Source organism: Corynebacterium sp. zg254, from assembly GCF_024701495.1.
In the GTDB taxonomy this organism is placed as follows: domain Bacteria; phylum Actinomycetota; class Actinomycetes; order Mycobacteriales; family Mycobacteriaceae; genus Corynebacterium; species Corynebacterium zhongnanshanii.
On sequence record NZ_WIAR01000004.1, the window covers coordinates 40,621 to 66,097 of the forward strand.

General features: G+C 61.6%; 19 protein-coding genes and 1 tRNA gene. 12 read left to right on the forward strand and 8 right to left on the reverse strand.

Annotation, left to right across the window (positions count from 1 at the left end):
* Positions 1-273: 273 nt before the first annotated feature.
* Positions 274-356 (reverse strand) — tRNA-Leu (locus GC425_RS09075).
* A gap of 235 nt (positions 357-591) precedes the next feature.
* Between GC425_RS09075 and GC425_RS09900 the strand changes: the two genes are divergently transcribed.
* The 7 genes from GC425_RS09900 to GC425_RS09115 all read left to right on the forward strand — a co-directional run bounded on the left by GC425_RS09900 (position 592) and on the right by GC425_RS09115 (position 10,549).
* Positions 592-1,515: a DUF3662 and FHA domain-containing protein gene (locus tag GC425_RS09900; RefSeq protein WP_151844801.1), complete on the forward strand. Its 924-nt coding sequence runs from the start codon at positions 592-594 to the stop codon at positions 1,513-1,515.
* A 104-nt stretch (positions 1,516-1,619) separates the two neighbouring features.
* Entirely contained in the window at positions 1,620-2,111 is a 492-nt protein-coding gene (locus GC425_RS09090; RefSeq protein ID WP_151844802.1) for an FHA domain-containing protein, read from the forward strand.
* Entirely contained in the window at positions 2,108-3,817 is a 1,710-nt protein-coding gene (locus tag GC425_RS09905) for a PP2C family serine/threonine-protein phosphatase (protein ID WP_269434235.1), read from the forward strand. The genes GC425_RS09090 and GC425_RS09905 overlap by 4 nt, the downstream gene beginning before the upstream one ends.
* On the forward strand, positions 3,818-5,203 hold the full coding sequence (locus tag GC425_RS09100; RefSeq protein ID WP_151844803.1) for an FtsW/RodA/SpoVE family cell cycle protein: 1,386 nt from the start codon (positions 3,818-3,820) through the stop codon (positions 5,201-5,203). It abuts the gene before it with no gap.
* Positions 5,200-6,645, forward strand: coding sequence for a penicillin-binding transpeptidase domain-containing protein (locus GC425_RS09105; RefSeq protein WP_151844804.1), 1,446 nt, complete (start codon positions 5,200-5,202; stop codon positions 6,643-6,645). The genes GC425_RS09100 and GC425_RS09105 overlap by 4 nt, the downstream gene beginning before the upstream one ends.
* A gap of 2 nt (positions 6,646-6,647) precedes the next feature.
* Positions 6,648-8,261: a serine/threonine-protein kinase gene (locus GC425_RS09110; RefSeq protein WP_151844805.1), complete on the forward strand. Its 1,614-nt coding sequence runs from the start codon at positions 6,648-6,650 to the stop codon at positions 8,259-8,261.
* A 77-nt stretch (positions 8,262-8,338) separates the two neighbouring features.
* On the forward strand, positions 8,339-10,549 hold the full coding sequence (locus tag GC425_RS09115; protein WP_151844806.1) for a Stk1 family PASTA domain-containing Ser/Thr kinase: 2,211 nt from the start codon (positions 8,339-8,341) through the stop codon (positions 10,547-10,549).
* A 321-nt stretch (positions 10,550-10,870) separates the two neighbouring features.
* Here GC425_RS09115 and leuS read toward each other — a convergent pair whose 3' ends face one another.
* Positions 10,871-13,780 (reverse strand): leucine--tRNA ligase, encoded by a 2,910-nt coding sequence (gene leuS / locus GC425_RS09120; protein ID WP_151844807.1) that lies wholly within the window; start codon positions 13,778-13,780, stop codon positions 10,871-10,873.
* 39 nt (positions 13,781-13,819) lie between these two features.
* Here leuS and GC425_RS09125 point away from each other — a divergent pair, with 39 nt between their 5' ends.
* The 4 genes from GC425_RS09125 (at position 13,820) to GC425_RS09140 (ending at position 18,424) form a co-directional block, all read left to right on the forward strand.
* The gene (locus GC425_RS09125) at positions 13,820-14,554 is read left to right on the forward strand and encodes an SdpI family protein (protein ID WP_151844808.1); all 735 of its coding nucleotides are present in this window, start codon (positions 13,820-13,822) and stop codon (positions 14,552-14,554) included.
* Positions 14,555-14,822: 268 nt separating this feature from the next.
* Positions 14,823-15,770, forward strand: a complete 948-nt coding sequence (locus GC425_RS09130) for a ribokinase (RefSeq protein WP_151844809.1) — start codon at positions 14,823-14,825, stop codon at positions 15,768-15,770.
* A 129-nt stretch (positions 15,771-15,899) separates the two neighbouring features.
* A complete protein-coding gene (locus GC425_RS09135; protein ID WP_151844810.1) occupies positions 15,900-16,955 on the forward strand; it encodes a nucleoside hydrolase in 1,056 nt (351 codons plus the stop codon).
* A gap of 5 nt (positions 16,956-16,960) precedes the next feature.
* The gene (locus GC425_RS09140; RefSeq protein ID WP_231699798.1) at positions 16,961-18,424 is read left to right on the forward strand and encodes an MFS transporter; all 1,464 of its coding nucleotides are present in this window, start codon (positions 16,961-16,963) and stop codon (positions 18,422-18,424) included.
* On the opposite strand, the gene GC425_RS09145 is transcribed toward GC425_RS09140, so the two are convergent.
* Positions 18,378-19,640 carry a CPBP family intramembrane glutamic endopeptidase gene (locus tag GC425_RS09145; protein ID WP_151844811.1) on the reverse strand — a complete coding sequence of 421 codons (1,263 nt, stop codon included), beginning with the start codon at positions 19,638-19,640 and terminating at the stop codon, positions 18,378-18,380. The genes GC425_RS09140 and GC425_RS09145 overlap by 47 nt on opposite strands.
* 154 nt (positions 19,641-19,794) lie before the next feature.
* On the opposite strand from GC425_RS09145, the gene GC425_RS09150 reads away from it, so the two are divergent.
* Positions 19,795-20,835: a bile acid:sodium symporter family protein gene (locus GC425_RS09150; protein WP_151844910.1), complete on the forward strand. Its 1,041-nt coding sequence runs from the start codon at positions 19,795-19,797 to the stop codon at positions 20,833-20,835.
* Positions 20,836-20,848: 13 nt separating this feature from the next.
* Here GC425_RS09150 and GC425_RS09155 read toward each other — a convergent pair whose 3' ends face one another.
* The 5 genes from GC425_RS09155 to GC425_RS09175 all read right to left on the reverse strand — a co-directional run bounded on the left by GC425_RS09155 (position 20,849) and on the right by GC425_RS09175 (position 25,391).
* Entirely contained in the window at positions 20,849-21,415 is a 567-nt protein-coding gene (locus GC425_RS09155; RefSeq protein WP_151844812.1) for an NUDIX domain-containing protein, read from the reverse strand.
* An 88-nt stretch (positions 21,416-21,503) separates the two neighbouring features.
* Positions 21,504-22,526 (reverse strand): hypothetical protein, encoded by a 1,023-nt coding sequence (locus tag GC425_RS09160; RefSeq protein ID WP_151844813.1) that lies wholly within the window; start codon positions 22,524-22,526, stop codon positions 21,504-21,506.
* An 885-nt stretch (positions 22,527-23,411) separates the two neighbouring features.
* Positions 23,412-23,831 carry an AzlD domain-containing protein gene (locus GC425_RS09165; RefSeq protein ID WP_308240246.1) on the reverse strand — a complete coding sequence of 140 codons (420 nt, stop codon included), beginning with the start codon at positions 23,829-23,831 and terminating at the stop codon, positions 23,412-23,414.
* Entirely contained in the window at positions 23,818-24,630 is an 813-nt protein-coding gene (locus tag GC425_RS09170) for an AzlC family ABC transporter permease (RefSeq protein WP_374707649.1), read from the reverse strand. The genes GC425_RS09165 and GC425_RS09170 overlap by 14 nt, the downstream gene beginning before the upstream one ends.
* 65 nt (positions 24,631-24,695) lie before the next feature.
* Positions 24,696-25,391 carry a hypothetical protein gene (locus tag GC425_RS09175; protein ID WP_151842834.1) on the reverse strand — a complete coding sequence of 232 codons (696 nt, stop codon included), beginning with the start codon at positions 25,389-25,391 and terminating at the stop codon, positions 24,696-24,698.
* Positions 25,392-25,477 lie beyond the last annotated feature (86 nt).

A 25,477-nucleotide genomic window follows, 5' to 3' on the forward strand; every position in this document is an offset into this window, starting at 1 on the left:
AACCATGAAAGCATCGGCGTGTCAGCATCAATGCAGGTCACAGCGGGTATAGCATATCCCCACAGGGGTAAAGTGAAATGAGTCTCATTTATAACCTTTCCTGTGGGATACAATAGGTATGGAAATATATTAAGAACGTGATTAAACTGTGATATTCTTATTATCAAATTCAAAATCCTCAGGAACGGGCCCAGGCACACGAAAAAGCCGATGGCCACCAACTCAACGAAGTTGGTGGCCATCGGCCTGAACAGAGCGAAAAACCGCTCACTGTGGGCGAAGGGGGACTTGAACCCCCACGTCCCGAAGGACACTGGCACCTGAAGCCAGCGCGTCTGCCATTCCGCCACTCGCCCGAGTGCGTTTGAAACAAACCGCAGAAGCTGCCGTAGCAACGAAAAGAAATACTAGCAGCACATACTCACAACACACAAATCGAGCCCCAAAACACCACAAAACAGCAGGTCACAGCGCACGCACGCCCCGCCACACGAACACGCACCCACGCCGCAAATATCTCACCTGCAGCAGCCGTGCCCTATACTAGGCAGCAATGCCTCAACACACCTCAGGCACACAGAAAGGTATGACATGGACTTGTTCGGACGCTTCAAAAAGCTGGACAACTCTCTGCAACGCGGCCTAGAAAACGGCTTCGCGCGCGTCTTCGGCGGCAAAGTAGTGCCCATCGAAATCGACGAACTCCTCAAACAACAGACCGAAGAGTCCATCATGTCCGACCAACACGGCAACCTCCTGGCCCCCAACACCTTCAACGTTGAAGTCAGCCAGCAAGACCTGGACAGCATGCTCGCCAGCCGGCCACGCCTCACCGAAGACCTAGCCGACCGCCTCACACGCTTCATCCGCAACCAAAACTGGACCACCACCAGCCCCGTGCTCGTCAACGTCACACCACAACCCAACCTCCACACCGGCCAACTCCGCGTAGAAGCACGCTTCGAAACCCACAACGCCCCCAACCCCACCACACACAACGCCCAGGCGGCAGCGGAACAGCAGTGGGACGAGAGGTGGGCGTCGGACAATAAAAATAACGAACAGCTCGCCGACCTCATCAACAACAACCAGCCCACCCACAACAACCAACCCAACCAGGCAGACATCGCCAACCCACCCACCAGCTACCCCGGCACCGAAGTCATCGCACAAGTAGCACCACATCAACCCACCCAAGGCGGCCACGGCTACACCGGCGAAAACCAAGAAATCCGCGTCACCCTCGTCCTCCGCGACGGATCCGACCGCACCTACACACTCAAAGACGGCGCCAACATCATCGGACGCGGCAACGGAGTAGACCTCCGCATCCCAGACACAGGAGTCTCCCGCCAACACGCCGAAATCCAATGGGACGGATTCGACGCAGTCCTCACAGACCTCAACTCCACCAACGGAACCTCCGTCAACGGAACCCCCGTCGACAACTGGCTCCTCGCCCACGGAGACATCATCGCCCTCGGCCACTCAGAAATCGAAGTGCAATTCAACTAAACACACAACCCCAAAAACATCTTTAAGGATGTCACCCGTCTGCAGTAGGCTGTTCACGTAAGCCCCCGCCCGGAACCCCGGACACAGAAGGAGTCAAAGGAACAATGCAGACCACCCTCTTACTGCTGGCCAAAATCGGCCTGCTGCTCCTCCTGTGGCTATTCATCTGGCTCAGCATCCGCGCACTCCGCAAGGACACCAACGACGCAGCCGGACTCAGCAAAGACCTCCAACCCATCCACGGCGGCCCCGGCATGCCCGCCCCGGCGCGACCAGAGCCACGCAAAGAACTCGGCAACAAACCACCACACAGCCTGGTCCTCACCACCGGACCACTCACCGGCACCACCCTCAAACTCAAGGGCTACACAGAAATCACCATCGGACGCGCCCCCACCTGCACACTCATCCTGGAAGACGACTTCGCCTCCGGCACACACGCGCGCCTGATCCGCCACGGCAACGCCTGGTACCTCGAAGACGTAGACTCCCGCAACGGCACCTGGATCGGCACCCAACGCATCGACCAGCCCGAACGGCTCTACGCAGGCTCCGAATTTAGAGTGGGACAAACCTCCGTAAGGATGGAACAGTGAGCACACTAACCCTCAACTACGCCGCCTACTCCGACCGAGGACTCGTCCGCGGAAACAACGAAGACAGCGCCTACGCAGGCCCACGCATGCTCGCACTCGCCGACGGCATGGGCGGACACGCCGCCGGAGAAGTCGCCAGCCAGCTACTCATCAACGCACTCCGGCCCCTGGACTCCCCGCTGCTGGACGAACCCACCATGCACGACAGGCTCACCACCCTGCTCGCCACAGCCATGGACGAAGGCAACCAGGCCATCGCGCTGCACGTGGACGAAAACCCACAACTGGAAGGCATGGGCTGCACCCTCTCCACCCTGCTGTTCCGTAATAATGAAGCCGCCCTGTGCCACGTGGGCGACTCCCGCGGATACCTCCTGCGCGACGGCGAACTGCAACAAATCACCAAAGACGATACCTTCGTGCAATCCCTCGTGGACGAAGGAAAACTCGCCGCCGAAGACGTCAGCAACCACCCGCAGCGCTCCCTGATCCTCAAAGCGCTCACCGGCCGGCCCGTGGAACCCACGCTCACCACCTTCCAGGTCAAAGCCGGTGACCGCTTCATGCTGTGCTCCGACGGCCTCTCGGACCCCGTCAGCTTCGACACCATCCACGAAGCCCTCTCCACCGGCACGCCCGACCACTCCGCCCGCCGCCTGGTGGAACTCGCGTTGCGCTCCGGCGGGCCGGACAATGTCACCGTGGTCATCGGGGACGTCATTGAATTCGACGCCGCCTCCAACCACGCCACAGACCCCTCCATCACCCTGCCGGCTGCGCCCATCGTGGCCGGCGCCGTGGCCGGGAAAGTCACGGACACCGAACGGCCGAACACCGCGGCCTCTCGCGCGGCCGCGCTGAACCTGCAGACCACCAGTAGGCCTGCGCAGAGTTCTGGGGATGGTGCTGGCGCTGGGGAATCCGCCAAGGCCGGTGCTGAGGACGGCACCAACGCTGGTTCTGAATCTGGGACTGATGCTGCGCAGAACAGTTCCAAGAAGTCCGCACAGGAAGCCGGCGGCGGTGCTGCCGATGCTGCGAGCTCTCAGGCCGCTGGCGCTGCGGCTGGCGCTGCCGCCGGTTCCCGCGCGCGCGGACACACCGGCGCGCGGAAGGCTTCACGTTCAAAGGGACGCGGGAGGGACGTGAACCTCGGCGTCGATGACGATAAAAACAGCCACCCGCGCACCGATGAACAACCAGCAGTCAGCGCCGAACCCGCCCGCGGCCGGAAGAAAAAGCGCGGCCTCACGATCGCGCTGATCGTCACGCTCGTAATCCTGGCAGGCCTCGCGACCAGCGGATACATCCTCTGGAACAACGCCAAGAACAGCTACTACGTTGCCGAAGAGGACGGCCGCATCGCCATCTACAACGGCAAGCGAGACAGCATCCTCGGCAACACACTCAACAGCAAATACCAAGAAATCTGCCTGGCGGAAAACCAAAAAGTCACCACCTACCCCGCCGGCACCAAGGCGCCGAAAATGGGCAGCAAGGACTGCCACCACTTCCGCACGGACGACCTGACCCCCGTCGCCCGCGGAGCCATCAGCAACCTCCCCAACACCAACTACGACGAAGCACTGAACCAAGTGCACAGGCTCGCGGAACGCACCCTCCCCGCGTGCGTCACACGAACATCCAACTCCAGCAACCCAGAGGACCTCACCACCCCCGGAGTGTCCTGCCGAGAGGTGAAGTAAATGCTGATCTTCCGCCGAAAAACCGAAGCACTGCTGCTGCTCGCCACCGCGGTGCTCATGCTCGTCGCCAACATCGCACTGGACCTCTCCCGCGCCAACGGAGCCGGCATCCCCCAAGGACCCGACGGGGACACCACCAACGCCACCATCAGCTCCTCCGCACTGACCGTCACCGGCGGCTTCTTCGCCATCTTCCTCATCGCACACCTCGTCCTGTGCTGGCGAGCCCCCAAGGCCGACCAGATCATGCTGCCCATCGTGGCGCTGCTCAATGGGCTCGGACTGGTCATGATCACGCGGCTGGACATGGCGACGGACTGGAACCTGGCGAAATCACAGATCATGTGGACCTTCGTGGGCGTGGGCCTGATGTGCGCCGTGGTGATCTTCCTCAAAGACCACCGCAGCCTGCAGAACTACACCTACATCATGGGCCTTGCCGGGCTGATCCTGTCCGCGCTGCCCATCGTGTGGCCCACCAGCCTTAATGCGGACGCCAACGTGTGGATCTCCATCGGCCCGTTCTCCATCCAGCCCGGAGAGTTCTCCAAACTGCTGCTCCTGCTGTTCTTCGGCGGACTGCTGATCCAAAAGCGGCGCCTGTTCACCGTGGCCGGGAAAACTTTCATGGGGCTGCAGTTCCCGCGTCTGCGTGACCTGGGGCCGCTATTCCTGGTGTGGGGCATTGCGCTGGTCATCATGGCCGCGCAAAACGACTTCGGCCCCGCGCTGATCCTGTTCGGCACCGTGCTGGGCATGCTCTACATGGCCACCGGGCGCGCCTCCTGGCTGATCCTGGGCTTCGGCCTGGCCGCCATCGGTGCGGTGGGCGTGTACCAGATCAGCGCCAAGATCCAGGACCGCGTGAACAACTTCGTGGACCCCCTGGCCCACTACGACGGCAACGGCTTCCAGCTCTCCCAAGCCCTGTTCGGGATGTCCTTCGGCGGCGTGACCGGCACCGGCCTGGGGCAGGGCTACCCCGAGAACGTGCCCGTCGCCCACTCAGACTTCATCCTTGCAGCCTTCGGTGAGGAGCTGGGCCTGATCGGCCTGGCCGCCATCCTGCTGCTGTACCTGGTGCTCATCAACCGCGGCTTCCACACCGCCATGATCGCCCGAGACTCCTACGGAAAACTCATCGCCGCCGGCATGGCGCTGACCATCACCGTGCAGATCTTCGTGGTCACCGGCGGTATCTCCCGCCTGATGCCGATGACCGGCCTCACCACACCGTTTTTGTCCCACGGTGGATCCTCCCTGCTCGCCAACTACATCCTGCTGGCGCTGCTGCTGAGGATCAGCGCCGACGCCCGCAGCGCCGCGGAGATCCGCAGTGCCGCCGAAGTCCGCACCCCCTCAACTCCAGGAGCTGATGCACGATGAACAAAGCAATCCGCAACGTCACCATCTTCGGCTTCCTCCTGGTAGTAGTCCTCCTGGTCAACCTGACCTACATCCAGGCTTTCTCCACGGACTCCCTGGCCAACAACCCGAAAAACTCCCGCCAGTTCCTGGCCGCCAAAACGCAACAGCGCGGCGCCATCACTGCCGGCGGGCAGCTCCTCGCGGAATCCACCGCGGACGCGCAGGGCTACTACCACCGCAGCTACCCCGCCAATCCCGGCACCTACGGCAGCGTGATCGGCTACCTGTCCGACCGCTACGGCGCCGCTGGCGTGGAGCTGTCCCAGAACTCCATCCTGACCGGCGAGGACCCCTCCCTCTTCGCCGCCCGCACCTGGGACCAGCTGACCGGCAAGAAGGTCGCCGGCGCGAACGTGGACCTCACCCTGGTCCCCGCCGTGCAGCAAGTGGCCTACGACCAGCTCGCCAACAACGGCTACTCCGGCTCCGTCGTGGCGCTGAAGCCGTCCACGGGCGAAATCCTGGCCATGGCCTCCACCCCGTCCTACGACCCCTCCACCATCGTGCAGGAGGACACCGAAGCTGCTGATAACGCGTTTACCGCCTATAACACCGACGCCAACAGCCCACTTTTGAACCGCTCCACGCAACAGATCCAGCCCCCTGGATCCACGTTCAAGGTCATCACCACGGCCGCGGCGCTGGCCGCCGGGGAGTCCCCGGACACATCCGTCACTGCGGCTCCGCAGATCACTCTGCCGGACACCACCACAACCCTGGAGAACTACGCCGGCTCCACCTGCGCCGGCGGTGGCACCACCACCCTGCGCCAGGCTTTCGCAGAGTCCTGCAACACTGCCTTCGCAGATCTGGTGAACCGTCACAGCATCGAGGACTTCACCAACATGGCCCGTGCCTTCGGCGTGGGTGAGAGCCTGGATAACGTGGGCATTCCCGTCGTCGATTCCAGGATCGGTGACATCCAAGATCGCGCCGCCCTGGCACAATCCTCCATCGGCCAGCGCGACATCGCCCTGACCCCGCTGCAAAACGCGGTCATCGCCGCCACCATCGCCAATGGTGGCCAGCGCATGGAGCCGCACCTCATCAAGCAGATCACCGGCGCGGACCTCTCCCCCATCCGCAAGACCAAAGCCAAGAAGGTCAACGACCCCATCACCCCACAAGTGGCACAGCAGCTCAAGGAGCTGATGATCGGGGCGGAGCAGCACGCCGGCGGCGACGCCTCCATCGCCTCCAAAACGGGCACCGCCGAGCACGGCGAGGACTCCCGCAACTCCAACCCACACGCCTGGTACATCGCCTTCTCCACCACCGCGGACGTTGCCGTGGCAGTGCTGGTGGAAAACGGCGGTAACGCTGGGCAAGGTGCCACCGGTGGATCGGTGGCAGCACCAATCGGCCGCGCGGTGATTCGCGCGGCAGAACAGGGGCAGTAAGCATGAGTACTGACGACAATCTCAATCCGACGAACCCCGGCGCGGGGTCCGTGGACCGCTCGGACATCGACCACTTGCAGCGCCTCCTCGGGCAGCGCTACCAGCTCCAATGGATCATTGGGCACGGTGGCATGTCCACCGTCTGGCTCGCCAAGGACACCAACCACACCCCACCCAAGGACGTGGCCGTCAAGATCCTGCGGCCCGAATACACCGAGAACACCGAGTTCCGCACCCGCTTCCGCAACGAAGCCGAAGCAGCGATGCGGCTCAACAGCCCCAACATCGTCACCACCTACGACTACGGCGAAGTGCACGAGGACACCGGCTACAAAGGCCTGATCTTCTGCTACATCGTCATGGAATACATCAAGGGTGAAGCGTTAGCGGACGTGCTCGGCCGTCAGAAGACGCTCTCCGAGCCGCTGGTCGCGGACCTCCTCGCGCAGGCCGCCACCGGCCTGGAGGAGATCCACCGTTCGGGCATGGTGCACCGTGACATCAAGCCCGGCAACCTCCTCATCACCACCGACGGCAGGGTCAAGGTCAGCGACTTCGGCATTGCCAAAGCCGCTGAAGCAGTCCCGCTGACCCGCACAGGAATGGTGGTCGGCACCGCCCAGTACGTCTCCCCCGAACAGGCCCAAGGCCTGAACGTCGAGCCGGCCTCGGACGTCTACTCCCTGGGAGTGGTCGGCTACGAATGCCTCGCCGGACGCCGCCCCTTCACCGGCGAGACCACCGTGTCCGTCGCCATCAAGCACATCTCCGAAGACCCCAGCCCACTGCCCCACACCGTCAGCCCGCAGATGCGCGAGTTTATCGCCATCTGCCTGCGTAAGGATCCCGCCAGCCGCTACGCCGACGGCAAAGAAATGGCCAGCGCCATGGCTTTGGTCGCCGACGGCCACCGGCCACCCCAGCCGGACCACGTCCCCAACGTGTCAGTGACCCATCCACTCACCGAGCAGCTGGGTGCCGTCGCCACCGGCACCGGCACCAGCGTGCCGCCCATGCAAGGGCCCACGCAGCAAGCCCCAGCGCAACAAGGGTCCACGCAGCAAGGCGCTGCGCAGCAAGGCCCAGTGCAGCGCAATGCCAACAACCCACGCAACAACTCCAACAACCAAGGACGCCCCACCAAGAAAAACAAAACCAACACCCCCCTCATCCTCACCAGCCTGCTCGCACTCGCAGCCATCGGCGTAGCCGGCTACCTCTACCTCGCCGACCCCACCTCCGACACCAACGACACCGAAACCACCACCATCACCAGCGAAATCACCACACCCGAAACCACCACCAGCCCACTCACCACCACCGAACGCACCACCCGCCAACGCACCACAGCCGAGACCACCACCTCAGACACCCCAGACACCAACACCACCACCAACGAACCCACCACACCCACCGAAGAACCCAGCCGTCCACAACCAACCACCACCCAACCCCCACACACCACCCGACCCCAAACACCTCCCACCAACCCCCTCCCACAACCCGACGACCCAAGCCCCAACAACCCACCAGCCGACAACCAACCATCGGCCGCGGCGATAGAAAACCTCGGCGTCGAAGAAGGAAAAGAACAACCCCCAGCCAACGACGCCTAACCCCAAACCCCCAACATGCACTAACATCGATAGGCTAGAGTCCCCACACCCCGGGTCACACACAAAGGAGCAACACCGTGGATCGCATCGGCACAACCCTCGGCGGGCGCTACCGCCTCAGTGCCAAAATCGGCACAGGCGGCATGTCCGTTGTCTACGCAGCCACCGACGAACTCCTCGGCCGCGACGTAGCCGTCAAAATGATGCGACCCGACCTCGCCCGCGACCACAGCTTCCTGGAACGCTTCCGCCGCGAAGCCCAAAACGCCGCGAAGCTCAACCACCAAGCCATCGTCGCCGTCTACGACACCGGCGAAACCCCCGAATACGACGAAGCCGTTCCCTACATCGTCATGGAACGCGTCCACGGCGAAACGCTGCGCGACATCATCCAAGACCGCGGCACCATGAGCCTCAGCGAAGCCGCCACCATCATGGCGCAAGTCTGCGACGCCCTCCACTTCAGCCACGAAGCCGGCATCATCCACCGCGACATCAAACCCGCGAACATCATGATCACCAACACCGGCATGGTGAAAGTCATGGACTTCGGCATCGCCCGCGCGCTATCCGACTCCTCCTCCGCCATGACGCAAACCGCCGCCGTGATCGGGACCGCGCAATACCTGTCCCCCGAGCAAGCACGCGGCAAATCCGCCGACGCCCGGTCTGACATCTACGCCGCAGGCTGCGTATTGTTCGAACTCGCCACCGGCCAGCCGCCATTCCAGGGTGAATCCCCGTTCAGCGTGGCGTTCCAACACGTCCAAGACCAGGTAAAAAACCCCTCCAGCGTACCCGGCATGCACCTGTCCAAGCGCGAGGCGCTGTCCCTGGACTCCATCATTCTGACCTCCATGGCGAAGTCTCCGTCCGACCGGTACGACGACGCCCAACAGATGGCCACCGACCTGCGGCGCCTCGCCGACGACCAGCTGCCGCTGGTCGCGCAGCCGTACACGGAGGAAGCGCAGGGCGATGGCACTGCGGGTGGTACTGGTGCTGGCGGCGCGGGCCGGGCCGGCCTTGCCGGCTTGGCCGGCGGTGCTGCCGGAGCCGCAGGCGCTGGATTAGCTGGAGCTGCCGGTGCAGCTGGCTCTGGTGCGGACGCTGCCGGCGCTGCTGGGGGCGCTGACAACAACCCCGAAACCACCATCCTCCCCACACAACAGCCCGGCGCCAACTCAGCCAATGCCTACCCAGAAACCGCCTACGACCAGGCCGGACAGAACACCTCCGGACAGCCCAGCAACCCCAACTACAACCACGCCAACCACACCGGAGCACCGTACGGAGGCCCGGAAGAGGGCGAGGCGGGCGTCGTAGAAGAAAAAGACAACGCACCACGCCGCAGCAAAACCACCATCGCCCTCTGGACCATCAGCACCCTCCTGTTGCTCGGCGCGGGCGGGTACATCGGCTACCGGGTCATCGACGATAACAACAGCAGCAGCAACAGCAGCCACGACGTCACCCTGCCAAAAGTCGCCAACAAACCACGCGACATCGCCGAAAAAGAACTCACCAACCTCGGCCTGAAAGTCACCACAGAAGAACGGCCCGACCACGACATCGCGCGCGGCAACGCCATCGGCACCGACCCCGGCGAAGGATCCACCCTACCGTCAGGCTCCACCGTCACGCTGCTCATTTCCGCAGGTAAAGAACTTACCGAAGTTCCCGACCTCACCGGCATGAACACCTCCGAAGCCTCCGACGCACTACGGCACGCAAAACTGCAGCTCAATTCCGAAGTGCGAGAAGATACCTCCGACGACGTCCCCGCCGGCAACATCATCACGCAAAACCCGCCGCAAGGGACGCACGTGTCTGTGGGAACGAAGGTCACGATCACCGTCTCCACAGGCAAGGAAAAAGCCACCGTGCCGACGGTTTCTGGTCAAGACCTGGACGACGCGCGCACCAAGCTTGAAGCAGCCGGTTTCAAGGTGACCGTCAAGCAGGTGGACTCGCCAGAGCCGCTGAACAAGGTGCTCAGCGCCTCCGGCGAAGGCCAGCGGATGGAACGGGACTCCGAAATCACCCTGACCGTGTCCCGTAACAACCAGATCTCTATGCCGAACTTGACCGGCATGAAGTACAGCGATGCTGTGGATGAACTGCGGCGCGCCGGCTGGACCGGCGGTGGCGTGGAACGCACTGAGACCAGCACAAACGACCTGCTGAAGGTCGATACCGTGGCGCACCAGTCCATCTCTGCAGGCACGACTATTGATAAGAACGCGCAGGTGCGCGTGGACGTGTTCGTGTTCGCGCTGCTGCCGTAGGCTTTGTGGCTGGTTGTGCTTGCGGCGAAGCTGCTGCCGTAGGCTTTTCTGCTGGCTACAAAGGGAAGTGTCTTAGAACGTAGTTTCGATGAAACGCGGTTTTCCAAAACCGCAGGTCAGAGAGTTTTGGATTTTTTGGAGGCTCATCGAGTCGACGTTCTAAGACACTTCCTCGTTGAGACGCTGCCGATGAAGCAGCGCTGCGCGGCTGGGAAACTGCTGCGCGGCTGTCATACAGCGCGCTGGATGGCACAGCATCTATAGAAGCTGCGCGCGGCGGCACTGCTTCGCTACCAGCAGCTGCCGCGCCGCGCTGCGCACCTACTTTGCGACAATATTAACCATACGGCCAGGAACAACGATGATCTTGGCGATCGTCTTGCCCTCAATATGCACTGCAACGTTAGGCTCGGCCAGCGCTGCCGCCTCAACCTCATCCTGGGAAGCATCCGCCGCGACCACAATACGGCCACGAACCTTGCCCATGACCTGTACAGGGAGCTCGATGGTGTCATCCACCAACCACTTCTCGTCCCACGTTGGGAACGGCTCAAACGTGATGGTGTCCGAGCCGCCCAGAATGGACCACATCTCCTCCGCGATGTGCGGCGCTACTGGGGACAGCATCTGCACCAAAGGAACCACAGCCGCGCGCGGCGCGCCCTCAGCCGCCGACGCGTACGTCTTCGTCAAGTAATTCACATACTCAATCAGCTTCGCCACGGCGGTGTTGTCCCGCAGCTCCGCATAGTCCTCGTGCACTCCGGCAACCGTGCGGTGCAATGCGCGCAGGTCGTCATCGGTCAGCTCAGCGTCGGACACCCGCGGCTGGCCCGTGGCCTCGTCCACCACCAGGCGCCACGCGCGCTGCAGGAATCGCTGCGCGCCCACAACGTCCTTCGTGGCCCACGGGCGCGACGTGTCCAGCGGCCCCATCGCCATCTCGTACACACGGAGCGTGTCCGCGCCGTAGCTGTCGCAGATCTCGTCCGGGGACACCGCGTTCTTCAGCGACTTGCCCATCTTGCCGTACTCCTGGAAGACCTCAGCTTCCTGGCCCACAACAAATCCGGACTTCTCCGCGCCCTCGGCCGGCACGTAGTAGAACTTGCCGTCCCGCTCCTGGACTTCCTCGGCGGGCACGTACACGCCGCGCGCATCCGTGTAGGCGTACGCCTGGATGTAGCCCTGGTTGTACAGGCGGTGGTACGGCTCGAACGAGGAGACAAACCCCAGGTCAAACAACACCTTATGCCAGAAACGCGAGTACAGCAGGTGCAGCACAGCGTGCTCCACACCGCCGACGTACAGGTCCACACCACCCGACGGACGCCCCTCACGCGGCCCCACCCAGTAGCGCTCGTTCTCCAGGTCCACGAACTTCTCGTCATTCGTGGGGTCGATGTAGCGCAGCTGGTACCAGGACGAGCCGGCCCATTGCGGCATCACGTTCGTATCGCGCACGTACTCCTGCGGGCCGTTGCCGTCGCCCAGATCCAGCGTGACATTCACCCACTCGGTCGCCTTCGCCAGCGGCGGCTGTGGCACGGACTGCGCGTCCTCCGGGTCGAAGCTGACCGGCTTGTAGTCCTCCACTTCCGGCAGCTCCACCGGCAGCATCGACTCCGGCAGCGCGTGCGCCACCCCATCCTTGCTGTACACAATCGGGAACGGCTCGCCCCAGTAACGCTGCCGAGCGAACAGCCAGTCGCGCAGCTTGTACTGAATCTTCCCATGACCTGCGCCGTTGCTCTCCAGCCACGCGATCGCGGAGTCAATCGCCTCCGCCTTGCCCAGCCCATTCAGGTCCAGCCCGGCGTCATTCTTCGAGTTGATGTGCGCCGCATCCCCCACGAACGCCTCCTGGCTGACGTCGCCGTCCAGCACCGCCACGATTGGCAGCCCAAACACTGTCGCGAATTCGTAGTCGCGCGTGTCGTGCGCCGGCACGGCCATGATCGCGCCGGTGCCGTACCCCGTCAGCACGTAATCGGCGATGAACACCGGCACCTCCGCGCCGTTCACCGGATTAATCGCGTGAACGCCCAGGTAAACGCCCGTTTTTTCCTTATTTTCCTGGCGTTCCAGGTCGCTCTTCGCCGCGATCGCCGCACGGTAGGCCTCTACCGCCTGAGATACCGACGCCGAGCCGTACGTCCACCGCTCATCAACCCCCTCATAGGCGCCCTCGCCAGCGGCTTCTACCAACTGATCCACCAGCTCATGCTCCGGGGCGAGCACCATGTACGTCGCACCGAACAGGGTATCCGGACGGGTCGTGAACACATCAATGCCGCCCGCTGGGGACTGGAACGTCACCTCCGCACCACGGGACCGCCCGATCCAGTTGCGCTGCATGGACTTGACCTTGTCCGTCCAATCCAAATACTCCAGATCATCGATCAGACGGTCCGAATACGCCGTGATACGCATCATCCACTGCTGAAGATTCTTCCGGAACACGGGGAAGTTGCCGCGCTCCGAACGGCCATCAGCCGTGACCTCCTCATTCGCCAGCACAGTGCCCAGGCCTGGGCACCAGTTCACCGTCGAGTTCGAGCGGTACACCAACCGGTACTCATCCAGAATCTCCTGCTTCTCCGCAGCGCTTAAGGTTGCCCAATCCTCGCGCTCAGCAGCCAGCTTCTCCTCCAACTCCGCAATCGGACGAGCAGCACCCTTCCCACCAGCAGGGTTCGTGGCCTCCGGATCAAACCACGAGTTGAAAATCTGAAGGAAAATCCACTGAGTCCAGCGGTAATACTCCGTATCCGTCGTCGCAATCGCACGGCGCTTGTCATGCCCCAATCCCAAACGCCCCAGCTGACGCTCCATGTTCTCAATGTTCGCCATCGTGGTCGTCCGGGGATGAGTGCCGGTCTGAACCGCGTACTGTTCGGCTGGGAGACCGAAGGCGTCGTACCCCAACGTATGAAGCACATTGGCGCCCTTCATCCGGTGGAAACGCGCAAACACGTCCGTGGCAATGTAACCCAACGGATGGCCGACATGCAGGCCAACGCCCGACGGATACGGGAACATATCCTGGATAAACTTGCGATCCTGCGGCAAATCCGAACCATCAGACAGCGGGCCAACAGGGTTCGCGGCATTAAACGTTCCCTGGTCAGACCAATACTGCTGCCACTTCTTCTCAATCGCAGCCGCGAGCTGAGGAGTGTAACGGAACGCGCTGTTTTCGGGGGTTGCGGAATTGCCAGGGTTAGTCATGTTTAGCCATTGTAGTAGACCGGGTTTACACTGGATAACATGATTGTCTTGACCGTGATCCTGGCAGTGCTTGGCGTGGCGATTCTGGCTATCGGCGCCGCGGGAATTGCCGGTATTTTGCCTGGTAACTCCGTGATTGGTTTGCGAATCCCGGAGGTTCGGAAGTCCAAAGAGATGTGGGTCATGGGGCACAAGATTGCCGGGCCGGCATGGGCCGGCGCGGGACTGGCGCTGCTGGGGGCTGCCCTGGTGTCCCTGAGGGCGTCCGGGTTCCTGTGGCTGATTATCGCGATGCTGGTGATCGGCGCTCTGGTGCTTCTGGGGATGGGTGCCGGGATGGCGGCGCATGCGCTTGCTCAGATCGATGCACGGCGTAAGGCGGCGGAGGCTTCGGCTGAGGGCGGCTGCTGCTCTGAGGATGGGGGCTGCGGCTGCGGATCGGCTGATGGTGATGCTGGAGCGTGCGGCACGGGTGAGGCTGGTGCTGGCGATGCGTGTGCTGATGGAGCGTGCGGTGACCATGTTTCTGCGAACGGCGCTGCTGCAGGTAGTGCTACTGCAGGTAGCGCTGCTTCGCAACACGGCTGCGGCTCTAGTAACCAGCCAACCGCCGCGGAATGTGCCAGCGGCAATGCCTGCGGCTCCTGTTCTTTGAATGGTGCCTGCGAAGGCGGCGGAGCTGCCTTCGACACCGCAGGCACTGCACGCGTCAGCACCGCCACCCCTGATGTGGCGGCTGCGCGTCAGGCGGCTGCTGTTCAGGATCAGCGTTAGAGGTCTGCTGCTTAAAGCTTGCTGTCTGATGCTGTCGCCGACAGCCAGCTATTCATACCTGATGCTGTCGCCAGCTGCCTGAAGCTTGCTGGCTGCTGTTTAGACCTTCTTTTTCACAGAGAGTGTCTTAGAACGTCGACTCGATACATCGCATTTTCAATGCCACTTTCCTGACCTGGGCTTATTGTATTCTCAGGAAAATCCATTCGACGTTCGCAGACACCCTTCGACATACAAACAGCAATCAGGCAGTGTTAGCGTACATCCTATGAGCACCACAGTCGTCGTCTGCGGAACCATCAACGTAGACACCTTCGTATCAGTCAACAAGTTCCCCGTCGCAGGCGAGACCATCATCGGTGAGCAAGGGCCCCAATCACTGGGCGGCAAGGGCGCCAACCAGGCGGTGGCCTGCGCATTGATGGGTCCACACACCGTGCTGCTCAGCGCTGTCGGCAACGACCCCAACGGCGACATGGCCGTCGCAGAACTCCAAGACCGCGGCGTGAATGTGGAGTATGTGGAGCACACCGATCTGCCCACTGGCCAGGCGTTCATCATGAACGACTCGGAGGGCGAGAACATCATCATCGTGACCTCTGGTGCGAATCAGGTGGTGAACCCGTCGCTGCAAAGGCCCACAGTCCAGCGACTACGGCAGCAGGGGAGCGTGCCAGTGGTCTTGGCACAGGGTGAACTCACCCCTGAGCACAGCGCGCTTCTGCCACGCCTGGTGCAGAATTCAGACTCCAGGCTTGTGTTGAATCTGGCGCCGGTGACCACGCGTGACCAGGACTTATTGCGCACCGCGAACCCTCTGATCGTCAATGCCACCGAGGCTCGTGACGTGCTGGAACTAGACTTCGACACGCCTATCGAGCAGGTGCTAGAACAGCTCACGAAACTATCGCAGTCGGTGGTCGTGACCCTCGGCGCGCAGGGCGCAGTGGTGGTCGACGAAGGCCGCTCGGCCGCAGAAGCCGTCTGGATTCCTGCGGTAAAGCTGGACCAGGTGGTTGACACAACGGGCGCCGGAGATGCCTTCGTTGGCACAGTCGCAGCCGCCCTGGCGGAAGGTGCGACTCTGGTTGAAGCCTGCCGCCTCGGAAACGCCGCCGGCGCTTTGGCCACGCAAAAGCGCGGCGCGGCAACCAGCTACGCAAACGCCGCTGAGGTGAAAGCCCTCGGAGCCCAGGCTCAGCAGCGCGACGCTTGACACCACAGCAGCGCGCCCCTGCTCACAGCCCACACCACAGCACCGCCCACATCGCGCCGCCCCTCGCAGCGCACCACAGCACCGCACCGCCCCTCGCGCCGCGCCGAAACTTCAGGCACCATGAATATCATGACTACCGATCAGCATTCACCACCACGCACACCGCAGAAAATCATTCTGGACTGCGACCCCGGCCACGACGACGCCATCGCCCTTCTCCTCGCACACGGCAACCCCAACCTCGACCTGTTGGCGGTGACCACCGTCGCCGGCAACCAAACCTTGGAAAAAGTCACAGCCAACGCCCGCGCCGTCGCGCGCGTCGGCAACATCCACGGCATCCCTTTCGCCGCGGGCGCGTCTCGCCCTCTGCTGGGCCCGCAGCTGATCCCGGAGGAGATCCACGGCGATTCCGGCCTGGACGGCCCAACCCTCCCAACTCCGAATGTGGAGCTGGCCTCCACGCATGCGGTGAATCTGATCGCGGAGATCATCGAGGCCCACGCCCCCGGCGAGGTGACCCTCGTCCCCACGGGCGCGCTGACCAACATTGCGCTGTTCGCGCGCATGTATCCGCACCTCGTGGAGCGCGTCGGCGGCGTGACGTTGATGGGCGGCGGCCATCACACGGGCAACATGACTCCCGCCGCGGAGTTCAACATCCTGGCCGATCCGGAGGCTGCTCAGATCGTGTTCGAGGAGCCGTGGCCTGTGACGATGGTGGGGCTCGACGTGACGCACCAGGTGCTTGCGGTGCCGGAGCGTTTGGAGCAGTTGAAGACTGTGGGCACGGATGTGTCCCAGTTCGTTGCGGAGTTGATTGAGTTTTTCGGCGCGGCGTACATGAAGGAGCGTCACTATCCTGGCCCGCCGATGCATGATCCTTTGGCCGTGGCGGCGGTGGCCGATCCGTCGGTGCTGCGGGTGGTGCGGGCGCCGGTTGCTGTGGAGACGCAGGGTGCCCACGCGCGGGGCCAGACGATCGTGGACCTGCGTCGTACGTGGAATGCGCAGGGTGGTGGGAACTCGCCGTCGTCGTTAGGAATTGCCGACGACGCCGAAGCCTCCGATTCAATAGTTCCCATCCCCAAGCATTACGTTGCGTGTGATGTGGATGTTGAGAGATTTTGGTCGGTTTTGGTCGATGCGCTGACGCGCATCGGTGACACAGGTTTTAGGGAGTAGAGCTTATGAGTGTTCATGAGAGTGTTGGGCGTGAGGCTGGCGTCGGGGCAATAAAGGATCCGGTGGATTCTCGCCGCGGCGGTTTACCACTGTTGATGGTGGTGTTGATTGCGGCGGCGGTGGCGTTTCAGCTGAATGCGTCGATGTTGTCTCCGGTGCTGAGCACGATGGCGCGGGAGTTGAACACGGATGAGGCGACGGTGGGGCTGACGCAGACCGCGTTTTTCACTGGCGGTGCGCTGTGCGGGCTGTTCTTGCCGAGGTTGTCCGACATCGTGGGGCGGCGGCGGATTTTGCTGATTATGTTGTCGGTGATGGCGCTGGGTGGTTTGGCCGCGGCGCTGGCTCCGAATATTGGGGTGTTGTTAGTGGCGCGTGCGCTGCAGGGTATTGCGGGGCCGACGATTCCGATGACGCTGATTATTTTGCGGAGCCAGGTGAAGAACGAGGTGCGCCTGGGTACCTTGATGGGCTTGATTGCCGCGATCAATGGGGGAGTGGCTGGTTTGGATGTGCTGGTTGCTGGCTGGATGGCGGACCATTGGGGATTCCGTTCGGTGTTCTGGCTGATCGCGATTGTGGGGGCGATTGCAGTGGTGTTTGTGGCGTTGTGGGCTCCGGAGTCTCGTCCGTCTGAGGGTGTTCGGATGGATTGGTTGGGCGCGCTGTTTTTGGTGGTGTCCGTGTGCGCTGTGACGTTGGCTGCGAATGAGGCCGGCAAGGCAGCGGCTGCGAACTGGGCTTTTGTGGTCGGTGCGGTGGTGCTGTGCTTGGTGATGTTCGCTGTCTTTTGGAAGTGGGAGAAGCGGCATGAGCAGCCGTTGGTGGCGCCGAAGTATCTGAAGCGTCGTCATACGTGGGGCCTGTTGTTGACGACGGTGTTGACGATGACGGGTGTGTTCGCTGCGGTAAATGGTGTGGCTGTGTCTTTGGCTCAGAACCCTTCGGCTGGTTTTGGTTTGAGTCCGAGTATGGCGTCCTTATTGCTGTTGACGCCGTATGCCCTGATTGGTTGGTTTGTGGGTCCGTTTGCTGGAAATCTTGCTCCGAAGGTGGGCTACGGGCGGCTGTTGCGCGTGGGTAATGTTTCCTCGGCAGTGCTGCTGCTGGTGCTGGCGCTGGTGGGCGTCCAGTCTGTGTTTGTGCTGGTGGCTGCGGTGATTCTGCTGGGTGTGACGTATGCGGGCATTGGAAATATTGTGTTGAACAACTTGGGTGTGGTGAACAGCCCGAAGGAGTACGAGGGTTTCTTGCCGGGTATGAACTCGGCGGCCTTTAACTTGGGTGCTGGTATTTCCTTCGCGATCCTTCCGGTGTTCCAGGTGGCCGGTTCCCCCGAGGGCGCTACGTCCTCGGGCGGTTACACCACGGCGTTCCTTGTGGCGGCTGGCATTCTGGCGCTGTCTGTGGCGAGCTCCTTCTTTATTCCGAAGAAGACTGCTGCTCAGGAAGAGGGCGAGATTGTGTAGCCTGCGGCTGCGCCGGCTGCTCGGGCTGCGCTGAGTGCCCCGGCGCGGCCGGCTTTGCGGGCTGCGCGCCCGCTGGCAGCTTTGCGGGCTGCGCGCCCGCTGGCGGCTGCGTGCGCCTGCCTCGCGGAGCTGCAGTGCGCGTGCCCTGCTGCGCAGGCTCGTACACTAACGCCGCTCCCGCCACGCTCTGCGGAGGCGCTGCCACGAGCGGCTCATCCGGAGCAAGCGGGTGTTCCGGCGGCAGGAACACCCGCGTCCGGTCGCCTTCCCACATCTCCTTCAACTGTCGATTCCACAGGAAGAAAATCGTCAGCACGATCGTCAACCCGGAAGAAAAGAGCACAGACTCCCAAGGAATCTCGGTGGCATTCACATCATTAACCTCGAAGACTCCACTCGAAAAAACCATCACATTATTGGCAATGTGCAAAGCCATCGGCAGCTCAAGGCCACCCGTCTTATGCGCCAGCAGAGCCATGCACGCAGCAAACACCGTGATGTCGATCAGACCCACCCAGTTGTAGTCGTGCGCTACCGTGAACAGCACCAACGGCACCAGATAACAAATCCACGGGTTGCGAACATACGCTCCCAAGAACTGGGGGAGCACACCTCTAAACACCAGTTCCTCCGCAATGGCCTGCGCAGGAACCATCGTAAAGACCACTATCAATAGGCCGAGGGCCTGAGGTTGGAGAACCGCGGCGTCGGGGCCATTATCGGCAATTGACGCCCCCCTGCCAATCAGGAACAGACCAAGAAACACAAACGCCATTCGCCACAACCCGGCCCAGAACAAGCGCCAACGCACTCGGCCGGCCACCGACCAGGCGAAACCCCACGCGCGGCCCGAGCCCAAGCGGATGCCGAACCAGCACGCAGGGATCAGAATCGCCAGGGACCCCAACAGGAAAAATATGAATACGGGATCGCTCATGTCATCCATGGGGAGTAGTGAATCGTCAGACGACCCGCTCTCGCTGGGGTCCATCATCAGATATACGACAACGAAGAGAAGAACGCTGAGCACTCCGTACAGCACCGCGGCGATTAGCAGCTCCAAAACAGGGCGCCACCAGCGATAACGCTCATTCAACAGAGCTACACGGTGGAAAGGAACCGTTGTCTCTACATAGGCAGAATGATGGAACGGAGCGGTCTGCACGGCCGGTGCTGCGTCATCCGGACGGGCTGCACGAGAGTTCAATTCGGACATGCACTTACAGTAGCAGGCAGGCTACACAGGCTCTACAGCGAAATCGAACACAAGATAACAGCGAGCTGAAAACGCTATCTGACCTGGCGTGTTCGAATACTTTTCGGCCAACTGCACACCAATGTAGGGCGAGGTCACTAAAGTAAATCCCGTGATGCAGACGAACCGAACTTCAGAACCGACGCAGCCCTCGCTGCTCAGCAGAATCCTGTCCTACCGGCCGGACCTGCTCATCGTGCTGATTCTGGCCGCCGTGGCTCTCGCGCTCATCGTTCCCGTGCGCGGGCAGGCCGCGGACATTGCAAACACCATCGTGACCATCGCGATCGGCTTTTTGTTCTTCCTCTACGGCGCGCGCCTCTCTCGCGAAGAAGCGTTCAAAGGCCTCATGCACTGGAAGCTGCACCTGCTGATTCTTGTGTTCACCTTTGTGGCATTTCCGCTGATAGGGCTTCTGCTGACGCCGCTGCGCGGACTCGTCGGCGACGACATGTTCATGGGCATCCTGTACCTGTGCCTCGTGCCGTCCACAGTGCAGTCTTCCGTGGCGTTCACCTCCATCGCGCGCGGACACGTGGCTGCATCCATCGTCGCCGCGTCGGTCTCCAGCCTGGCCGGCGTGTTCCTCACACCACTGCTGGTCCTGCTGCTGATGAGCACCTCCGGCGGCCTGCACATCGACGCATCAACCTTCCTGAAAATCGCCGTGCAGCTGCTGCTTCCGTTCCTGCTGGGACAGATCCTCCGGCCGTGGGTACACAAATTTGCAGCCAGCCCGCTCACCAAAAAAGTGGACCAGATCAGCATCGGCATGGTGGTGTACGTCAGCTTCTCGGACGGCGTGACCTCCGGGGCATGGTCCAGCGTCAGCATCTGGACACTGCTCGGCCTCATCGTGGGATCCGTTGTGTTTGTGTACGCAATGCTGTGGTTCACCAGCACCGTAGCCCGACGCCTCGGCTTCGACTACCGAGACCAAGTCGCCATCCAATTCGCTGGAACCAAAAAATCGCTGGCCTCCGGCCTGCCGATGGCAGCCGTGATGTTCGCCGGAGCGAACCTTGGCCTACTGATTCTGCCGCTCATGATCTTCCACCAAGTGCAGCTCATGATCTGCTCGGCTCGAGCCTCCAAGTATGCGAAGCGCTACGAAGCGTGGGAGCGGTCAGGTACTGGCAGTCCAACAACCTGGTAGCTGTCAGAAGCGTTTAGTCACCACGCAACTTATCCCCATTACGCTTCCGATAACCCATCCGAGGACGGAACCCCGCCGGATGCTTCATCTGCGCCACCGCATCCGCAATCACCAAACGAAAGCGAGGCTGCATCGGCGGCAATTGCGCCACCGAAAACCATCCCACATCCACAGACTCGTCATCTCCGACGATGGGTTCATCGTGGTGAGGCGTGGCGTCGTTTTTCATCACAGAAAGACGCATCGCAGTATCCATGTAGCTCGACACGTCCCCATTCGGATACTCCACCGGGCCCACCTGGCCCACGCCCAACAAGGCCTCCACCTGCACAGACAGGCCAGTCTCCTCCAAAACCTCCCGCACCGCCGCAGCATCCGGCTCCTCGCCAGGATCAACAATCCCCGTCACCGGAGTCCACTGGCCATTGTCCGCCCGGCGCACCAGCAACACCTCCGGCACCGCCCAGATCGGAGCGTCCGCCGGCACATCACGAATAACCACCGCCGTCACACCAGGCAACCACAACGGATCATGACCGATCTTCTCACGCAGCTTCACAATGAAATCAGGAGTTGGCATGCCGACCAGTTTAGCCTCATGTGCGGTGATAGCCTCCACAGCTGATGTCCACGACTGATGTTGTCCACAGCTCCGCCGGAAGACAGAATCACTCCCAGGCCAGGCCGCCACCGGACCTCTGCTTCGACGGAAAGCGATAGCCCGTCTGCGACAACTGCGCATGCAACTGCTTCAAATGTTCAATGTCAGCCCCCGACGCAAAACTCGCCTTGTCCGCCCGCACCACCACACACCCCGCGGCCATCAACGCCCGCTCGCGCGCACGCTCCTGCTCCACAGCCGCAGCAAACCTCACGGGGTCCCCGTGGCTGTACTTCTCCCGACCGTCGTACTCGCCAACAATCCCGTTCTCCCAGAAAAAATCCGCGCGACCCACGAACTCACCCGCCGAATTGTAGATCTTGACCTGCTGATACGGCGCCGGCAAGCCTGCCAGAAACATCTGCACCTTCCACTGGGACTCGCGAGGACTCTCGCTCAAACCATTAATCAAACGGCACGCCGTCCGGGCAACCCTCACCCCAGGCACTCCACGCAACTCATCCACCCGATCGACGAAATCTTGCTTGGTGAACAGTCCCTCACGGACGCACCACTCGGCAGCCACCACACAATGATCCAGGCCATGGTGCAAAGCGAGGTCGACTGCGGTTGTTAGGGGATCCGTCGCGGTCAGCCGGCCAAACTCCGTATGCACCACCGTCAAGCCACCGGACTTCGTCAGCGCCCGAGGACGAATGAACTTCGAACGACACGTATGAGCGGCGATGACCTCCGCACTGTCTGTGGGCTCCCAACCCACCAACGGCATCCCAATCGCAGCAGCGGCAGTTCTTCCCGCTAACGGACGCGGCTGAGTAATACGCGACGACCCAGCCGTCGCAGCAGCCATCGCCGCCGCCTGACGCTTCTTGCCCTGAGGGTCGCTCCCAAGCTCTTCCCACATCTGGACGCGCATGTACACGCCCGGCGCGAGCTGCCGGACCTTCCCCTGCTTCTTCAACCGATTCAACAATCGCTGGTGCTTCTTGCTGAGCTGGCTGACTTGGATCAGCGGTGGCCCCAGCACCAGCTGCCCGGTCGTTAATGACTCTTCTGAGAAGTTACTCATTCTGTGTTCCCCCTTGATGTTTATACGGTGCGGCAGTGCGTAGCCTGAGCAGCCGAGACAGCTGAGCATTTGAGACAGCCGATGCGGCTGAACCTGTTCACACTGCCGAGTCTCTACGAGACTCTGAAAGCAATTGTCTGTGCTGAATGAGGGATTGCGCTAGGGGTGTGCGCAAATTGTGGATAACTACTTATAGCAATATGCTCGTTCTCGGTTTTCTGTGTATTTAGATGTGGAAAATCTCTCAAGGCTATAGGGAGCAGTGTCTTAGAACGTCGACTCGATGAACCCCCATTTTCCAACACCGCAGGTGGAAAAGCCTGCATTTTTGAAGCCCCACTATCGAGTCGACGTTCTAAGACACGCCCCCAGGAAGAACGCTTCAAGATTCTTGGAAACTACAGTCAGCCTGCGCACATAGAAACCAGAGCCGAACGCAGTTGCCTTCCATCAGAAATCAGAGAAGCTCAACGACACGCACACAGTACCTATACCTACAGCAGTACCCAGCAGAAGCGTTGTGAAGATCAAGAAGCCGTCATCCGCCGTCAACTACACCGCGGAGGGAATTGTCAAGAGCTGTGAGCAAATTGTGGATAACTACTTATGGCAACATCCGTTCTTTTCCCCAGCATGTGTCATTAGCTGTGGAAAAGTGTTGCGCCATGCCAATGGCGCCTGACTGCAGCCTCATCTCAGCCGCACTCCACCCGACTGCAGCCATTCCTCCCCCCCCTCCTCGCAGCTATACCTCGCAGGCTGTCTTAGAACGTCGACTCGATGAACCCCCGTTTTCCAACACCGCAGGTAGAAAAATGAGCATTCTTCATGCGTATTATCGAGTCGACGTTCTAAGACGCAGCGCCGCCACCCCAGAACACACCCTCAGAAAACAAAGTTCACCAACACCGCATAAAACGCCGTCCCCAGCAGAATCGACAGCGTCGCGGACTTCCGCCATAGATGCAGCACCACGGTAAAAGCCAGCGCCAGCCCCACGGCCACATAACCGCCCGCCTCCGAGCCGCTGGAATGCACGGCGTACATCACCAGAATGGTCATCACGCCCACCGGCATCGCCAGCCCCAGCCACGCCACAATCGCGGAATCGCGCAGTTTACTCAGCGCCGCGAACGGCAGCGCGCGCAGCAGCAGCGTCACAATGAACACCGGAATCAGCACCGCGGCCACATCGCCGACGGTCACACCCAGCGGCAGCCCATGCTCGCCCAGATTCATCGGCTGCTCCACCGTCTGTTCGGCCAGCAGCCCCGGCGCCGTCGCGTGGTCGTTAGCGGTGAACATGCGCGCCTCCGTTTGTTCCCCATGTCAATATTTTGTCGACGCCAGGCGCCACATATCGCAAGATCAGTAACAAGAAGTAGAGTGTCATGCCGATCATGAGCATGTTGCTGGGGCTCACAACAAGTCCGATGAAGCCTGTGATGAGTGCGGTGATGGGGAGGGATACGTCGCGGTGGGTTTTGAAGGCTTCGATGGCGAGGACTGTGAACAGTGCGATGAGTGCGAATTCCATGCCTTTGATCTCGAAGGGCAGGGCTTGTCCGAAGAGGCTGCCGAGGATTCCTCCGCCGACCCAGCCGATCTGCAGCAGTACTTGAGCTGCGATGACGCGCGGTCCTGTCCATGCTTGGTGGTTTTTTGTGGAGAGCACGGCGTAGGTTTCATCGGTGAGGGAGTACACGCCGTAGAGGCGGCCTAGTCGGCTGGTGATGTTTCTGAGCGGGTAGTTGAGGGCGTAGAAGACGTGCCGGAAGTTGACGAGTAGTCCGTAGAGTGCGGCGCTGAGTGGGCCGACGCCCGCGGTGACCAGACTGACGGCGAGGAACTCCATGGATCCGGCGTAGATGACGAAGCTGAAGATGGGTGCCCACCACCAGGCGAAGCCTACTTGTGTGATGAGGAGTCCGAATGCGAGGCCGAGGGGGACCATGGACAGGGCGACGGGCCATACGTCGATGAGGCCTGCTTTCACCTCGGCGCGCCGGTCGATCGCGTGGCCATCAGTCCGGTCGATCGCGTGGCTGCCGGCTTGTCCGGCCTGACTGTCGGTGGGATCGTGGGGTGGTTGTTCGGAAGTCACTGGGTCCACTTTCTTAGGGTGGTGTGCATTCTCGGGTTTTCTGCGTACAGCCTATACCCGCCGGCTCAGTTCCTGAACGGGAAGCTCGCCCATGTGGACAGGAGGTTCTCCGGGAAGGGCCGCCTCCGCATCAGCGAGCGCCATATGTCCGCCGGCTTGGATGTGAAGACATCTTGAAGCGTTGCGTCTTGCGTTTCCAGGAGCCCGCCGTCAAGGAGGAGCTGCACGTGTTCAGTATCAAGCTTCTCAAAGCCACGGAACATCCGGATGCTCACAATGGTCGCACCATCCAGTTGATCCTTGAAGCCGGGATCACCTTTGTGCACCACCAGGCCCATGATTTCCCCGTCGACTCCTCCGTCGCTCTCAGGGTCGGAGTCTGGTCGCCGCACGTGTGCCAAAGCAATCGCCAGATCTTCCTCCCTGCCTCCGTTGAAGACCACTGTGGGTTTCGGCGCCAGGGGAGCAAGTTCGGGAAAGTGCTCGGCCAGCGGGATGTTCCACATTTCGCCCAGGCGCAGCGCCCAGAGTTGGCTCTGATCGCCGGGTGCGAGCCCCATCGTGAAGAGCACGTCGCTACCAACTTGACCTGGGCCGACGAGTTCTGCGGGATTGTCGTGGACGCGCCCAAATGCCTTGAAGGCGCTCAGCGCTTCTGCGTGCTGCGAAGATTGCGCCGCGAAGTCCTCCACCATGTCCGGGTTGAATATCAGGTGTGGGGAGGGGAAGAGGAGGTTTTTGATGTCATCCGTGCTTGTCATGATGTGCCCTACCTTGTGGCTTTACTGTGCCCTACGTTGTCCCTACGTTACGCGCCGTACCGACCCGATCGACGCCAACCTCGCCT